Raw genomic sequence first — 15911 nt, 5'->3', positions numbered from 1 at the left:
CTCCCGCACCACCCCGGCTGTGACCCTATCACCCCTCAGTCCAGCCGCGCCCCCCATGCCGAGAACCCCCCCACCGGAGCGCCTCGCATGCCCAGATTCGCCCGTCCGAAACGCATCACTATCGGCGCGCACCGCTGGCCGCTGGCGAACGCGCCCGTCCACCACGCCCAGACGTTGCTCGACGGCTACACGCTCGCGCAGCGCCTGCTCGACCGAAAAACCACCCCGGCCCCCGCGCTGATCCTGCTCGATCTCCACGCCCACGAGCCGGGCTTCCCCGAGCTGGCCGCGCCGCAGCTCGCCGCCGTCCTCGCGCAGCAGATGCACGCAGGCACGCTCCATCCGGCCTGGCTGATCGGCCTGGTCACGCCCCCGGCCCCCGATCTCGACGCCGAAGCGTATCTCGCCGGGTGTCATGTGATCCTCCACCGCCCGCTCCGCACCCGCGTGACGGCGCTCCTGGATCAGCTGGCCCGCTGCCCGGCTTCGCTCCCGCCGAGTGACCCAGCGACCCGTGCCTACCAGCAGGCCGCCGCGCGCGTCCTCCCCGCCGTCCGCGTCGCGCAGATCCCGCTCTGGACCGCGACCGAGGCGCGGCTGCTGCTCGGCTGGCTCACGCGCTACCCGCTCACCGACGCCCTGCGCGCGCGGGCCACCAGCGCGGAGATGAAGCGCATCCTGCGGACACTTGGGGGAGCGAAAGCCGCGCGCCGCCGACTCCAATCGCTGGTGGACGCCTGGGACGAACGTTTCCCGCTGGAGGCCGACGTCCTCCAGTTCTTTCTGGACGGCTGGGAGCGGAAGGAGATCGTGCGCTTCTTTGTCGATCAGCAGCTGTATGAAGACAGCCGGGTGTATGCCGTGATCAATCGTCTGCCGGAGCGGATCGCCCAGGAATTTCGCCTCGCGCAGTCTCGTGGAGCCTGGGAGGAGACCTAAATGCCCACTACGCCACTCTGCCTCGACTGGACGCCGCTCGTCAGCCCGACCGGCGTGCTGCTCGTTCAGTATCTCGCCGCGGAAGCAGTGCACCAGCGGGCGAAGCGTCCGTTGCTCCTGCCACCCGCCGCGCCGAACCCGGCCATGCTGCAAGCCCGGCTTGGGCTCCACGAGCCGTGGCAGATCGCCGGACCGCTCTACCTGCTGACCGTGACCGGATTGCTCCTGCGCCCGCCGTGGGTGCCGCCTGCGGGCCCGGACGACGCCCGTGGGGTGGTCCCCGCCGAGCCGCCGCCCCTCGACTGGACCGTGCTGGATCGGGTGTTCACCGCGCTACTGCCCGCGCTCGATCCGACCCAGGCTGAGCACCCGCTGGCGCTGGCGGCGGTGCAAGCACTCCGGCAGGCTGGGCTGCTCCAGGCGGCTGATCCTGCGGCGCTCTTCTACGAGGATGGGGTGTGGCCGGACCTGCTGCCCCACCTGATCCGGGATGCGCGCTGGGTGCGGCTCTTCTCCGAACTCCACGGCGCGACGGCGCTCTTGACCTACCGTCGCCAAGCGCGGGCCTGGATCGCGCAGGCGGCGCGGGTACGAGCACGACGCGACCAAGCGCAGGCAGAGCTCAGCGCGTATCTCGTGACGGCCCAGCAGCGCGACGACGGCGGTGGCGGGAGCGATCCGACGACAGGGAGTGGGATGGACAGCGGCGGCGCAGGCTGGTTCGGCGGGGACGCCATGCCGCTTGCGCCAGCCGATGCCCCAATGCCGACGCCGGATGCGCCTGCCGAGGAGACGGTCGTGCCGGGCGAGGATGATGCGACCACCCAGGATGCGGCAGCGCAGGCGTATGTCGCTGGTGATCACGATTATGGATTGCCACCGTCCGCGCGGTCGCTGCCGGACTATCCGTGTGTCGCTGGTGATTCCGATCCGCCAGCGACTCTTGAACCGATGTCGCTGGCGGATCATGGTGATGTCGCTGGCGATCCCGCACCGCGAGCGACACACCGCCGACAGCCGCTCCAGGAGCCGTCCGTTCCGGTGTCGCCGCCGATCGCGTCGTTGTCGCTGGCGGATCGTTCGTTAACGGAGAATCTTAAAGCGACTCAGGAGTCTACCAACGACACGATCCCCACAGCGACTCACGATTCACCCAGCGACACGATCTCCGAAACCGTCGGCGACATGGGGCTCGACGTCGAGCGATACCTGGACGCCGCCGAGCTGGCCAGCACGCGGCAGGACGCCGCCTTCTGGCAGGCCGTCAACCGCATCCTGACCGGGAGCGACACCCGCTATCCCCACACGCCGGGCGAGAAAAAAGCCGCCGAGCGGCAGTTCAAACGGTGGCAGATCCCGATCGGCATCATCCTGGCAGCCTTGCGGGCGGTCGTGTCGCTGCCGGATCGACCGCGCACGTTCAGCGACGCGATCACCAGCGACACCTTCCAGGCGTGCGTCGAGCAGGCACTGACCCTGCTCCCGGCGCACCTGCCCCAGCTGACCGAGGGCCGAGATTGGTTTGCGTTTCTGCACGTCTATCGCCAGATCGGACGCGCTGACCACCTGCGGGATGTGCGACCGGCGGACTACCACGCGCTCCAGGAGTTGTTCACGGCGCAGGAGGACGCCTGCTGGCGGGTCGTCGAACGCTGGACGGAGACGCCACCGCCCCGGGTCTCGCCTGCCGCGCTCCGCCGGGCGCTGCAGCACGGGGCGCTGCGCCACCGTCGGTTCCAGCCGCCGCTGCCCTTGCGCGACGTGCCCGCCCGTGCCGCCGACGATCCGCGCCACACGCTGCTCCGAGCGGCAGGCGTCAGCACCAGTCTGCTGACCCCCGCCATGACCGAGGACTATCTGCGTGCCTGGATCGCCGAGGCCGACGCGCGGGCTGAGGACCTCAAGAACCGCGCCGCCTGGCTGACCTGGGGCATCGGCTCCGGGCACTTGCCCCAGGACCATCCGCAGCTGCCGCCACGCCGACCGGCAGCCCGGCCTGCCCCGCCCGTGGCAGCACCACCGCCGCCACCGCCGATCTCCGCCGAGCAGCGGGCCTGGCAGGAGGTGTGGAGCGGCGTGCAGCGACAGTTGTTGGAGCATGTCCCGACGCAGGATTATGCGACCTGGCTGGAGCAGACCGCGCTGGTCGAGTTGACGCCGGGCGAGGCGATCGTGGCCACGCCCAACATCTTCGCCCGCGATCAGGTGACCGCCGCGTATGTGCCACTCATTGCCCACGCCTTACAGCAGCAGACCCGGCAGGTGGTGCAGGTCCAGGTGGTGCTGGAGCCGAGCCAGGCCGTCTATCGGAGCTACGCATGAGCGCGACCCTTGCCTGCTCGTCTGCGCCCTCCGCCATCGTCCGTTCCCTGCTCGACGACGATCGCCTCGTGGTCCTCGCCACCGAGGTGATTGGACACCGCGATCAGGCCGCGCTCGGCGCGGTCGCGCTGCTCGACCGGCACGGCCGCGTGCTGCTGCATACGCACATCCGTCCGCTCGGCCCGACCCCGCTCTGGTCCGACCTGCCACCGATCGAGGTGGTCTGGCCCCGGCTCGCCGCGCTGCTGACCAATCGGTTCGTGGCCAGCTACCACGTGGCATCCGACCGTAGCCTGCTCCGGCACACGGCCCGCCGTCTGGGCGTAACCCTCATGTACGCCGAGTGGCGTGGGGTCGGCGAACTGTACTGCCGCGCCAAACGGCGCTCCCGGCCCTGTTCCTTTGCGACCGCCTGTCGCGAACAGCAGATCCCGATTCACCCCACGCCGCACGCGCTCGCCGATGCCCGCGCCACGCTGCAGATTCTGCGCGTGCTGGCGAGACCAACGCCGGTTATCCCGTCTCATGAAATCTTTTGGAGGTATCTGCGATGACTCAAGCCGATCCCGCGCCGCCGGTGGCGCTGCCGCTCTTGACCGCGATTGAACGTGCCGCGCTCCACCAGGGCCTGGCTGACCGCGACTTGCCCGATCTGCCGCTGCTGGAAGCCGCGCTTGAGCAGGGCGAGCAGATCCTGCCGTTTTTGAGCCAGCTCGCCGAACTCCTCCGGGCCAAACAGCCGGGCGCGGCACTAACCGCTCTCGACGCCGCGCTTGAGCCTGTGGTCGCGTTGGACACGAATGCGTCGCACCTGGCGAGCACCCTCCGCGAGCTGACGACGGCCTGGGACACGCTGCTGACCCGGTGTCCCGGCGGGGCGTTACCCGTATCGGTGCTGACCGATGCGGCGACGATGCGGATGGTGGCCGAGACCGCCGAACGCGTAAGTGAGCAGGCCCAGGAGCTGGCGCTCCGAGCGGCGGACCGGGCCAGGCTGCTCGACCAGCGGGCGCAGGGCTAGGGGAGACGACCAAGATGCGTTGCTGCTTCATCCTGATCCTGGTGTTCGCACCCCTGCTCGTTCCGGCCCAGAGCCGTGCGACCGTGCTTCTCCTGACCAACCCGCTCGTCTCCCGCCCGGACGCGCTCCGCGTGCGTGTGACCGAAGCCGGGCTGCAACAGATCGCTGCCGACGCGTTGACAGCAGCGGGCTGGGATCTCGCGGCGATCGATCCTCGACACGTCCACCTGTGGCATCAGGGCCAGCCACAACCACTTGACGTAACCGATGGTCATGATGGTCGGCTCGATCCCCAGGACACGCTGCAGTTCATCGGACGGCTGAATGGAAGCCGCTTTAGCCGCGAGTCGGTATACTGGCTCTCGGTGGAGGCGACGCCGGGCCTGCGCGGCACCCCCCAGTTCGCGCCAGGCGATCCGCTGCGCTGGGAAGACGATGCCCTGTACCAGACGCGCTGGCCGTCGCTGCACGGCGACCGCTGGTATGGGAGGGAACTGGTCAACGTGCCGGAGCGGGATCACGCCAGCATCCGCCTCGCATTGCCCGTCTCCGCGCCAGCAGGCACGCGACTCCAGCTTGCTGTCGTCGGCACCACCGTCCAAACGCATACACTGGCGCTCACCGCCAATGGTCACATGCTCGATCCGATCACCTGGAGCGGGAGAGAGGCGTACCTGGGCAGCGTGCGTCTTCCGTTTACCGTGCTGCCGGGCGTGCTTCAGCTTGACGTAACGATTGCAGACAGTCACGGGGATCGGGTGCTGCTGGACTGGGTGGCGCTGCCCGATATACGCCCGGCCTATCCCGCGACACCCCGCACGCCACTCGTCGAGCGCGGGCCAGTGTTTGATCCGCGCCAGGGACCAGCGCCGAACCAGTCCAGCGCGACGTACCTCATCATCACCCATCACACGCTCCGCCCGGCGCTCGATCCGCTGATTGCCGCCCATCGGCAGCGCGGCGAGGCCGTGGGCGTGGTCGATGTGCAAACGGCGTATGACGCCTGGTCCTGGGGCGAGCGCGACCCGGAGGCAATCCGCAGCCTGATTCGCACCGCTGTCGCCCAGTGGCAGCCCGCCCCGCGTGCCGTGCTGCTCGTGGGAGCCGGAAACGCCCGCATGCGCGTGGAGCCAGGCACACCTGATCCCACCTTCATCCCGCCCTACTTCGTGGACGCCGATCCCAGTCGGGGCGAGATCGCCTGTGACACCTGCTACACGCGCATAGACACGAGCGATCCGCTCGACGACCCGCTGCCCGATCTTCCGATCGGACGCCTCCCAGCGCGGACGCTCGCCGATGCGCAGACAATCGTGCGCAAAACAGCGCGCTTGCTCACAGCCCCGCCTGCTGGTTCCTGGCGCACGCAGGCGCTGCTCGTGACCGACAACGACCGCGAGGCAGATGGGCGCGTCGATCCGGCGGGCAGCTTTGTGGCAACCGCCGAGCGGGCGGCGGCGCTGTTGCCACTGGGGATGCACACCCAGCAGTTCTCTTACGCGCCGGATCGTCCGACCGGGCAGGGGTATTACCGCGATGTTGCCGAACTCCGCTGCCGCCTGTTCCGCGCGCTGGATGGTGGATCGCCGCATGATCGGGCCTGCCCGCTGCTCCCATCCAGCACCGAGCCGGGCGCGGCGCTGTGGATCTACGTTGGGCATGGCTCGCCCTGGCAGTGGGCCGAGACGACGCCAAACGCACCAACCCCCTACCTCTGGTATCTCTACGACGCCGATGCGCGAACGAACGGGGAGCGGCTGCCGATCCTGCTCAGCCTGACCTGCCTGAGCGGCGACTGGGCGAATCCGACGTTGATGACCACCGACGAGCGCCTGGTGCTGCATGGGGGCGGCGGCGTGGTCGCAAGCCTGTCGGCGACGGGGCAAGGCGTCAATACTGGGCACGCGCGGTTCTTGGACGGGCTGCTGCCGACGCTCTTTGCCCCAAGCGGTGAGCGGACGCTAGGATCTGCACATCTCGCCGGGCTGCGGGCGGTGCTGGCGAGCGGGGAGGACACCGACCTGGCCTACAGCTTCGGCATCCTCGGCGATCCGCTCGTGACGCTGCCATTCGTGCCGACCGTGCGGGCCTGGGTGCCGCTGGTGGGGCGATGATGGCGCTGTACACGCATGATCAGGTGCCGGTGCGGGAGCACCGACCCAGCGTGTCCGTGTCGCTGCTCTCGACCGTGGCGCGCCGGCGCGCGCTGATCCCCCGCCTCCATGCGGCGGGCATTGCCGGTCATGTCCTGCTGCTCCAGAGCGATCGCGAGGACGTGCCGCCACCGCCAGGGACGCGCGTGCTGCCGCCCGTGCGCGGGCCGCTGCTCCTGGATACCCGGGGTATGAGTGCTGTCATGCAAGCCCGGGTGCTGGACGAGTTGGTCACACACCATCCCACCGTGCCAACCCTGCTGCTCACGCTGCCGACCGACCGGCGGCTCCACCGGCTCGCGCCGAGCTGTTCCGCCGTGTATGCCGTGGTATCGGACGACGTGGCGGCGACCGATCTGGCGCTCTGGCTGCGTCATCCTGGGGTGGTGGGTCGCGCGCGGCACCCCCAGGTGCTGCCTGCGTATGTCGGGATTCCCGCGCCGCCACGGCCCCTGGTCGATCCGCGCCTCCTCTCCCTGCTGGTCGCGTTGGCCCAGGCCCCGACGATCGACCGGGCTGCCAAGCTGGGCGTGCTGCCCGAGCGCAGCTTCTACCGCAAGCTGGCCGAGCTGCGGACGGCGCTGCGCCTGCCGTCTCGGCTGTATCGGGGGCGCGCGTCGGTGCTGCTCCAGACGATTCTGGACGCGCTGGCGGTGGTACCGGAGCGGGAGGTGGGGTAGGCTCCAGAACGCAGGCTGACGGTGTTCTGGCTGCAGCCAGCAAGAAACCCGCCTCACCGCCGTGGGGTGCCAGACCCAGAGGGTACCTCAGCTAAACGGCGCGGCGTGTGGTGGGTTCTGTTCTGCCACGCGATGCGCCGAACGATCCTGCGCGCCGAGGCGGTGCTGCGCCAGCATGGCATCGGCGTCGAACCGGAGCCGACGATCATGCCTTTTCCGGCACCGCAGCCCGCCCGATCGGATCAGCAAGCGGCCGCCTAGCGGCACGAGGAACATCGGTATGCCGTCGTCGACGCCAACACACCGACTCTGGATACAGCACGCGATCGCCTTTGATGCGGCGCAGCGCGCGGCGGCGGTGCAGCAGCTGCGCCTCTGCCATATCATCCCCGATCCTTCCACCTGGAACGTGCACGGCGCTGGGGGCATCACGGTGGAGCATCTCGCCGTCGCGGGCGAGCGCCAGGATGTCGCCCGCGCGGCCCAGATCCTCCAGGCGCTTCAACAGTTCGTCTATCTGTCCGCGCCGCCGATCTCGATTGGCGCGCCGGCGGACGGCTTTCCGCTGCCGGCGGTGTCCAGCTATCCGTTTGGGATGGTTCCCGGGTGGGTTCAGGCAGCGGCAACGGGCGAGTCGCGCATGTACCTGATCGGGCGCTCCGCGCAGGACCTGGTCGTCGGCTGCTACCCCGAAGCGGATCTGCCGATCGGTGGCCTGATCTGGCACGGCCAGGCCCATTCCCCACCGGCAGCTGTTGCTACCTGGGTGCGGTCGAACCTTGGCCAACGACCACGCGTCGTGTTGACAGAACCATGTGCGCCGTACCTGTGGCGCGTTGCCTATCAGTTCTAGCCTGAACGGGAAGCCTTCGCGGCGGAGAGCATCGTCCAGCTCCGCACGATCAGTCAACGATGAAGGTAGGCGTATGACATCCATGCAGAACACCGGCAGCACTGCGACGACCAGGCCCCAGGAAGACACCGTGTCGGCTGACCGAGTCTTCCAGGTCGAGATTACGGCGACCGCCACCGTCCGACAACGGCGCCAGATCCACGCGCCGACCCCAGAGGCTGCCATCGCACTGGTGGTGGCCACCGCCGGCGATGAGGTTTGGGAGTATCTGGGGGTCGATGATGATTCGATCGACGGCACCGCTCTGAGCACGGATGGAGCAGATCCCACGTGCTCTCCGGCAATGTGAGGGTAGATCGTGGGAAAACGCAGAACACCACGCCGCGCTCGTGCGCTGCGCTCACCGAGCGCCACCGACATCCTCGACCTCCTGGACCGCTGTTCCGCCCGCTGCGGTCCCAGCCTCGGGCAGGTCTTCACCGACTGGCTCGACCTGGTGGAGGCGGTGCTTGACGATCTGCACGCACCGTGGCGCAACCTCATGTCGGGTGCTCCAGCACCCCTGCCTTCCCCGGCAACGGCCGATGCTGTCTGGGCGACGCTGGCGCCTCGGTACCAGCATCCGGACGCGTGTTCGTTGTTGAGCCAGGCGTGCGGGGCATTACTGGCGGGAGCAGCCAATCAGGTGTCTGACGACATCGGCGCGGTCTCTATGCACGCGTGCCTGGGGGATGATCAGCGCGGACAGTTCTTCACGCCGTGGAACGTGTGCCTGGCGATGGCGCAGATGGCGATCCTCGACGGCGCGGCCGCGGTCGAGGCGCGGATCGCCGCGGCCATCGCGAAATCACCGGACGCGCAGGCGGCACACGCGGACGGATCGCACCTCGCCGGTGATCAGGCATTGGCCTGGCGCATCGCTCGCGTCCTCCCGCACGCAGCCCCGCATATCGAGCGGATAACGGTCATCGACCCGGCGTGTGGCAGCGGCCGCATGCTCCTTGCTGCGTCGACGCAGTATCCGGCGTGGGCGAATGCATTGGGCCTGGTGTCGTATGTTGGCATTGACGCTGATTCCCTCTGCACCCGAATGGCTCGCCTAAACGTTAAGCTCTTTGGCCTCGACGGGTTGCAGGCCGCGCTGGTGTTGCTGCACGCGGAACAGACCCTGAAACGTGCTGCCCGTGTCTCCGCGCTGCGATCGATCATGACCGATGCTGGGGCATCCGTGGTTGAAGCGATCGCCGACCTGCAAGGTGACGTTGAGGCTGCGACCGGTGGTTCGATTGCGGTGCCCTGGGACGTACACCGATCATAGGCCGCCTTGTAAGCAGGCTGCTCCGGCGGATTGATATTCAGCTTGAGCAGCCATGTCCGTTTTGAACCAGGAAGCTGGCATGCTCCAAGATTCTTCAATTCCATCAAATACAGATCTTTGGTCAGGTCCTGACGCTCACACCTGGCTCACACCGCCCCAGCGGGACGTCCTTGACTGTGGTTTACTCACGTCTGGCTTTAATTGCGTGCTGCAGATGCCGACGGGAAGCGGCAAGACGTGGCTGGCCGAGCACGCGATCGCGCAGACGTTGAGCGCAGGGCTTCGAGCAATCTACCTTACGCCGCTCCGTGCGCTGGCCACCGAGCTAGCGCATCGCTGGGGGGAGCGTTTCGGGAATACAGCGGTGGGCGTCTTTACGGGGGACTATGGTATCCCGGGAAGACCGTATCCCGTCCCGTTCGAGAAAGCACGGCTGCTCGTGATGACACCCGAGCGGCTCGACGCCTGTACCCGCTTCTGGCGTGAGCATTGGGCCTGGCTCCCAGAAGTCGATCTGGTCATCGTCGACGAACTTCATTTACTGGGCGACGTCGGCCGGGGAGCGCGGTTAGAGGGAGCGATCTCCCGGCTTCGCCGGCTCAACCCCTTTGCGCGCATCATCGGCCTCTCAGCGACGCTCGGCAATCGGCAAGAGCTCGCTGCGTGGTTAGACGGCATCGAGTATGTTTCGGACTGGCGTCCCATCCCGCTCCACTGGAAGATCGTCCGCTTCAAGCGCGCTGATCAGAAACCTCAACTCCTCACGGATCTCGTTACTTCAACACTGAAGGCTGGCGGTCGCAGCCTGGTGTTCGTGCAGAGTCGGCGGCGGAGTGAGCAGCTCGCGAGAGAACTGTGCAATGCTGGACTGCGAGCGGCGCACCATCATGCTGGTCTGGACCAGACGGCGCGTCGCGCCGTCGAGGGTCGGCTCCGAGCAGGCGACGTGGATGTCGTTGTCGCCACCGGCACCCTGGAGATGGGGCTCAATCTGCCGGTGCGCCAGGTGGTGCTGTACGATGTTCAGCAGTTTGACGGGAGTGACTATGTTCCGCTGCGGACAAACACCGTTTGGCAGCGCGTGGGCCGAGCTGGACGGCCAGGCTTCGACACCCTCGGCGAGGCGGTATTGATTGCCCCGACCTGGGATCGCGAGGTGCAGCACTACGAGCGCGGTCGGTTTGAGCCGGTGCGTTCTGGACTCATCGATGAACGAGCCGTTGCCGAGCAGGTCTTGATTGAGGTGACGAGCGGTCTTGCTCGGACGACCTCGCACCTTGAAGCTGTTCTCCGTCTCTCGCTGGCCGCCAAACAGCGGATTCTTCCCGATGTGCGTCGCGTGCTCGACACCATGGTCGCGGCGGGCATGGTGATCATGCAGGGCGAAGATCCGAAGCACCCCTCCCAGCGGCTGCTCCCAACGAAGATCGGGCGTGCGGCAGTGCGCTCCATGCTCGCGCCGTCCACGATGCTTCACTTCCGGCGTGTCCTGGGCACAAATGACGATCTGACCTTCTTTGACCTGCTGGTCGTTGCAGCGACCAGCGATGACTGTGAACCGGTCATCCGCGTCGATTTCGAGGAGTTGGACGATCTTACTGAACGCCTGCGTCGCGAATCATCAACGCTCCTCAGACGAACGCGGCCTGAGCTGCAGGAACTGCTTGGCGTGGGGGGACGGCGGCTGCTCTTCGCATGCAAAACTGCCCTGGTCGCGCGGGATTGGACCCGGACCGGGAATGCCGCGGCGGTCGCGGAGATCCACGGCTGCTATGCCTTTGAGGTCGATCGACTTCATGAGTCCCTGAGCCGACTGATCCCGGCGATGGAAGCTGTTGTGGAGCCGCCATCGACTCAGCTCCAGGCGCTGATGGAGCTCGACGAGGCGTATGTGCCCCTGGTCGAGCGTGTGCGGGCGCTCACGCGGATGATGACCGCTGGCATGGACGAGGCGGCGGCCACATTAACCCTCATTCCTGGCGTTGGACCAGCGCTGGCCAGTCGCCTTCGTGCGGCAGGGTTGGCCCATCTGGAGGACGTCGCGATCGCTGATCCTGCCGAGGTAGCGAATGTCCCTGGCATCAGCCCTGCTCGCGCCAAGCGTCTTGTCGAAGCTGCGAGTGGCCTCGTTCGTTCGCGTTCAGCACTCCGGTACGAGGAGCGGGGAGGCATGGCGATCCTCAAACCTTCAGGCTGGCCAGCAGATCTTGACCCGTATCGGCTGCGGCGTGCGCTGGACCTCACCGTGAGCGATCGAGGAGAGGAACTGTACGAGGTGCGGGGTGGAAGTGAACCCCGGCAAGTGCGGATGGTCGCCGGAGCACCACGGTGCGCGTGTCCGGATGCAGAGCGAGGGCACCGGTGCAAGCATTCCCTGGCCGTGCTGCTCGCCCGCGGTGATTCGGAGATTGAATCATGGTCTCGCCGCATGGAAGAGGTGGTTGATCAGAACCTCCTGAATCTCTTTGATCTGTGGTTTGATCGATCAGGAAACGTCACGAGGAGGATACCACGTTGACTACTGGTCCACGCGTGCTGCAAACCCGGCGGGGAATCATCCGATTCCCCGCCTATATTCCGGTCACAACGTTCGGGAACACGTACCCGCTCGACCGGTTGATTCGTCCCTATCTGCCGCGTCTCGCGCCAGCGGTGATGGTCAGTTATCACTATGCCAAGCAGATGACAGAGCCGCCCGCCATCCCGGTACTGGTCGACTCCGGCGGCTTCGCGGCGCTACTTGCGGGATCGCAGGTGCGTGAGGAGCAGGGGCTGGGAACCATTGTGATCGCGCGTGATGGCACTGAGCAGGAAACGGTCCGTCCATTTGATGTGTTGGAGCTGCAGGAGCGCGTCGCAGAGGTCGCCTTTACGCTGGATCTGCCTATTCCACCTGGCGTCCCTGATGACGAGGCCCGTCGGCGCCAGCAGCTGACGATGGCAAACGCCCTTTGGGCCTTGCACAATCGCCGGCGCCGCGACCTTCCTCTGTACGCGGTGGTCCAGGCGTGGGATGCAGAGAGCGCGCGGAGCTGTGTCAGGGAATACGTGGGGAAGGGTTTCGACGGCGTGGCGATCGGCGGCCTCGTGCCGCGCGTGCGCAATGTGGACCTCATCCGCTCGATCATTGCGGCCGTGCGCGAAGAGATCGGTCGCCTTCCTGTGCACGTCTTTGGTCTCGGAAACCCTGATCTGGTGGAAACCCTCTTCCAGGCCGGCGTTGACTCGGTGGACTCCAGCGCATACGCTCAACTCGCGGCGGAAGGACGGCTCTGGGGACAGCCGCGGGCCGTGATCGCTGATCCCACACCGACGGATCGCCTGCACCTCGCGCTGTGCAATCTTGCCGCAGCCACGGGACGCGCGTTGCCACTCGCTGCGGCCCGACTCACCTTTGAAACTGTGAGCATCCGGCAGTCGGAGGCGTCTCACCATCCTGACGGGGGATCTGACGATTCCTCGCGAGACGCGGCAGCGGCGTGATCGCGCGCGGCACGATACCGGATCGCGCGTCCTCGTGGACAGCCAGGGACGTGGTCCGTCGTTTCGGCTCCGCACGTACAGGGGATTTCCCCGAGGGGTTTTCGTGGACGTCCCCCCAGACGTCCGTTTGCGCGGGCGGCGGCGGCTCTGCTGGCAATGTTAAGGCTATAGAGCCTTTGCTTGAACAAGGACTTAAGCTATCATTGGCGCAATCAAGCACAAATAAGGCTGAATTCTTGTGAGAAGTTCTGGGGTAGTAGCGGGGTTGCCAAGCCAAAGTTCTAGCTTCGACGGCTGAGTAAGGTGAATATCTTCATGGAAGAGAACAGTACATTCAATCAAGTATTTTCGCTGACAGAATGGAATTTCTATAAATTTATAAGACCTGCAGCCGGTATATTAGGATTTAACCCAAAAAGCGTTGTTGAATTTTCCATAATATTACCCTTCTATTTACCCTTTCCTCAAGAAGCAACGCTTTCAATTCATGTAGAAAAAAAAGCAATTTGCACTTACAAGTTCTTTGAAATCGTTCGAGAAGAGAGTCTCATACCTGGTCAGGAAGATGCACCAACAGTAGATATAAAGAACTCTAGAGTTGAGATGATTTATACCACTTCTGAGGAAATTGACATTTTCGGCGAAAACTTGGACCTAACAGCATACTTCGATACTCTTATGGAGAAACTGAATTTCTATATCATCGCTTATCTTATAAAGACAAAGAATATAAATACGTACAGAGTTTCCAAGGAAATGCTCCATTTCACATGCTTCTTTCGTTGTATAGCGCTAAGTAATTGGCATAATATGCGAGAAGGACTCTTTTATTTAAACGAGAACCTTCCACAAAAATTAGAAACTTTGTCAGAGGATATACTTAATGATGTTGTTGTTTATGTACATATTATTAACCAAAAAATTAATCCATTTATTTTACATGAAGAACTACTTATGAAGGCTAGGAGGCAATTTAAAGACGGATTTTATCAAGATGCAGTTCTCTATGCTCAGATGTCGATTGAAGAATTTCTCAACACTTTGTACATCAATATACTTTTGCATGAAGGTAAAAGTGATGTGGAAGCAGAATTATTGCGGGAACAAATACCTTTCATGACAATGGTAAAAAAAGAATTCCACCTAAGACTTGGAGGTAAATGGGACATAAATAACCCTACAACAGAACTGGGACGATGGTACAAAGATGTGTATTTACTAAGAAATGTTATTGCTCATAAAGGATATTTTCCGAGTTTCTCGGAAGTTGACAAAGCTCTTGCTGCGACTCATGATTTCCGCCTATACGTTGTATCTTTAATCAGAAAGAAGAAAAAAGTGTATCAAAAGCTTTCTGAATACTTCATCGTTGGTGTATGATGATTTGGAGTCATGATCGCTCGCCGCGAGTCAGAAGCCAAAACAACCTAAGTTGTTTTGGCTTCGCTGGAGAGCATGAGTACCAACTCTATCGCCCATGTCAAGGACGTTGCTCCGCTCGCAAGCGCCTACGGCGTCCTTGACATGGGCTCTTCGTGCTAGTCCTCCAAATGCTCTCTGTTTTCTTGCAGTTCACATGGTGTTGGGCCGGCTGGTGTCGGTACATCTGTGAGCTGCTCAATGAGCTTTTCGGTTGCCTCCAGATCTCCTTCAACAGCTGCCAGTTCCAAATCTGTCAGCGGAATATCTTGCTTCATATGCAGCAAATGTCGTTTTTTCTCTTCAAGAAGCACAAGAAATGCAAACAAGTAATGAACCAATTCATTTGTTTTAGGATCAAGTAAAGGGGCTGCGAAGGTCGTACTTGCTCCCAAGCAGCAACTGCATGAGCGACCCGTATATCAACTGGTTTGGTATAGGAGCGTCCAGTTTTATTGACGGGAACACCTCCATGCCTTCACGTTGACTGTATGCTTGGTCCCTTTGTCTAGACCACGAATCGCCGAAAATAGATAAACCCATCATCATGCATCATGCACCTCAGCAGGCGTGCGATACCCCAGGCTTTGGTGTGGCCGCTGGGTGTTGTAGAACTGAAAGTAGGCGTCCAGGCCCGCCGCGACGGCTGGCACGCTCTCATGGTCATATACATACAGGTACTCGTATTTGACGGTCCGCCAGAGCCGCTCGACAAAGATGTTGTCAAACACGCGTCCTCGTCCGTCCATACTGATCTGGACCCCCGCCAGTTCGAGCAGCGCGGTAAAGCCCTGCGCTGTGAACTGGCTACCCTGATCGGTATTGAAGATCCTCGGCGTTCCCCGGCTGAGCGCCTGCTGCAGCGCGGTGCGACAGAAACTCCCTTCCATGCTATTCGAGAGTGCCCACGCGATGACATAGCGGCTGAACCAATCCATAATCGCCACCAGATACACAAAGCCGCGCGGCATCGGCACATAGGTAATATCAGCAGACCACACCTGATTTGGCCGCTCAATCGCGGCACCGCGCAGCAGATATGGATAGATCCGATGCCCGGGGGTACTCGTCGCTGGGCGTTTCCGCACCGTAATGGCCTGCAAGCCCATCAGGCGCATCAAGCGGCGCACCCGTTTGCCATTGACCTGATAGCCCTGCCGCCGCAGGGCTGCGGTCATTTTCGGCCAGCCATAGAAGGGTGTTTCCAGGTACTGCGCATCGATGCGCCGCATCACTTCCAGGTTCACGGGATCTTCCGGCACGGCCTCATAATAATAGGATGCCCGGCTCAAGCCGACCAAGTCACATTGCCGCCGAATACTCAGCGTGGGATGCTGCGGCTCAATCAGCGCCCGTTTGTCCTCAACCGAACCGATCAGCTTTTTTTTTCAGCCATTCCAGTTCCATCTTGAGGCGCCCAATCTGCTCAAAGAGTTCGGCCTCGCGCGCCGTCTGCTCGCGTTCCTCGCGCAGGTGCTGCTGCCCAAAGAGGCGGCTGCCACCGTCGAGCAACTGTTTCTTCCATTGGGTAATCTGGGTCGGGTGGACCTCAAACTCGCTGGCGAGCTGGCTGAGGGTTTTCTATGGTTGGTCCCTTTGTCAAGACCACGAATCGCCGAAAATAAGTAAACCCATCATCATGCATCATGCATCATGCACTTCGGCTGGAGTACGATACCCCAGGCTTTGGTGGGGCCTCCGGGTGTTGTAGAACTGAAAGTAG

General features: G+C 63.5%; 16 protein-coding genes. 13 read left to right on the top strand and 3 right to left on the bottom strand.

What is annotated here, in order from left to right; genetic code table 11:
- Nucleotides 1–87 precede the first annotated feature (87 nt).
- From VFZ66_27370 to VFZ66_27310, 13 genes are all read left to right on the top strand, one after another.
- Nucleotides 88–939, top strand: a complete 852-nt coding sequence (locus tag VFZ66_27370; protein HEX6292934.1) for a hypothetical protein — start codon at nucleotides 88–90, stop codon at nucleotides 937–939.
- Complete coding sequence (locus VFZ66_27365) at nucleotides 940–3261, top strand: DnaA N-terminal domain-containing protein (GenBank protein ID HEX6292933.1); 2322 nt, start codon at nucleotides 940–942, stop codon at nucleotides 3259–3261.
- Nucleotides 3258–3815 carry a hypothetical protein gene (locus VFZ66_27360; GenBank protein ID HEX6292932.1) on the top strand — a complete coding sequence of 186 codons (558 nt, stop codon included), beginning with the start codon at nucleotides 3258–3260 and terminating at the stop codon, nucleotides 3813–3815. Before VFZ66_27365 ends, VFZ66_27360 begins: the two co-directional genes overlap by 4 nt.
- Complete coding sequence (locus VFZ66_27355) at nucleotides 3812–4282, top strand: hypothetical protein (protein HEX6292931.1); 471 nt, start codon at nucleotides 3812–3814, stop codon at nucleotides 4280–4282. The genes VFZ66_27360 and VFZ66_27355 overlap by 4 nt, the downstream gene beginning before the upstream one ends.
- Nucleotides 4283–4296: 14 nt before the next feature.
- Nucleotides 4297–6396 carry a C25 family cysteine peptidase gene (locus VFZ66_27350; protein ID HEX6292930.1) on the top strand — a complete coding sequence of 700 codons (2100 nt, stop codon included), beginning with the start codon at nucleotides 4297–4299 and terminating at the stop codon, nucleotides 6394–6396.
- Nucleotides 6393–7115 carry a hypothetical protein gene (locus VFZ66_27345; protein HEX6292929.1) on the top strand — a complete coding sequence of 241 codons (723 nt, stop codon included), beginning with the start codon at nucleotides 6393–6395 and terminating at the stop codon, nucleotides 7113–7115. Before VFZ66_27350 ends, VFZ66_27345 begins: the two co-directional genes overlap by 4 nt.
- Nucleotides 7116–7247: 132 nt before the next feature.
- Nucleotides 7248–7376 carry a hypothetical protein gene (locus tag VFZ66_27340; GenBank protein HEX6292928.1) on the top strand — a complete coding sequence of 43 codons (129 nt, stop codon included), beginning with the start codon at nucleotides 7248–7250 and terminating at the stop codon, nucleotides 7374–7376.
- A gap of 19 nt (nucleotides 7377–7395) precedes the next feature.
- Nucleotides 7396–7968 (top strand): hypothetical protein, encoded by a 573-nt coding sequence (locus tag VFZ66_27335; protein ID HEX6292927.1) that lies wholly within the window; start codon nucleotides 7396–7398, stop codon nucleotides 7966–7968.
- A gap of 73 nt (nucleotides 7969–8041) precedes the next feature.
- The gene (locus tag VFZ66_27330) at nucleotides 8042–8317 is read left to right on the top strand and encodes a hypothetical protein (protein ID HEX6292926.1); all 276 of its coding nucleotides are present in this window, start codon (nucleotides 8042–8044) and stop codon (nucleotides 8315–8317) included.
- A 9-nt stretch (nucleotides 8318–8326) separates the two neighbouring features.
- Nucleotides 8327–9286 carry an N-6 DNA methylase gene (locus VFZ66_27325; protein ID HEX6292925.1) on the top strand — a complete coding sequence of 320 codons (960 nt, stop codon included), beginning with the start codon at nucleotides 8327–8329 and terminating at the stop codon, nucleotides 9284–9286.
- A gap of 52 nt (nucleotides 9287–9338) precedes the next feature.
- Nucleotides 9339–11804, top strand: coding sequence for a DEAD/DEAH box helicase (locus tag VFZ66_27320; GenBank protein HEX6292924.1), 2466 nt, complete (start codon nucleotides 9339–9341; stop codon nucleotides 11802–11804).
- Nucleotides 11801–12769: a tRNA-guanine transglycosylase gene (locus tag VFZ66_27315; GenBank protein HEX6292923.1), complete on the top strand. Its 969-nt coding sequence runs from the start codon at nucleotides 11801–11803 to the stop codon at nucleotides 12767–12769. Before VFZ66_27320 ends, VFZ66_27315 begins: the two co-directional genes overlap by 4 nt.
- Nucleotides 12770–13084: 315 nt before the next feature.
- Nucleotides 13085–14149, top strand: coding sequence for a hypothetical protein (locus VFZ66_27310; protein ID HEX6292922.1), 1065 nt, complete (start codon nucleotides 13085–13087; stop codon nucleotides 14147–14149).
- A 158-nt stretch (nucleotides 14150–14307) separates the two neighbouring features.
- On the opposite strand, the gene VFZ66_27305 is transcribed toward VFZ66_27310, so the two are convergent.
- The 3 genes from VFZ66_27305 to VFZ66_27295 all read right to left on the bottom strand — a co-directional run bounded on the left by VFZ66_27305 (nucleotide 14308) and on the right by VFZ66_27295 (nucleotide 15700).
- On the bottom strand, nucleotides 14308–14583 hold the full coding sequence (locus tag VFZ66_27305; protein HEX6292921.1) for a hypothetical protein: 276 nt from the start codon (nucleotides 14581–14583) through the stop codon (nucleotides 14308–14310).
- A 150-nt stretch (nucleotides 14584–14733) separates the two neighbouring features.
- A complete protein-coding gene (locus VFZ66_27300; GenBank protein HEX6292920.1) occupies nucleotides 14734–15507 on the bottom strand; it encodes an IS3 family transposase in 774 nt (257 codons plus the stop codon).
- 43 nt (nucleotides 15508–15550) lie between these two features.
- Nucleotides 15551–15700 (bottom strand): hypothetical protein, encoded by a 150-nt coding sequence (locus tag VFZ66_27295; GenBank protein ID HEX6292919.1) that lies wholly within the window; start codon nucleotides 15698–15700, stop codon nucleotides 15551–15553.
- Nucleotides 15701–15911 lie beyond the last annotated feature (211 nt).

This window comes from Herpetosiphonaceae bacterium, assembly GCA_036374795.1.
Lineage (GTDB): Bacteria > Chloroflexota > Chloroflexia > Chloroflexales > Kallotenuaceae > LB3-1.
The sequence above is the reverse complement of the archived record's forward strand: the minus strand, read 5'-3'. Positions and strand labels throughout refer to the sequence as shown.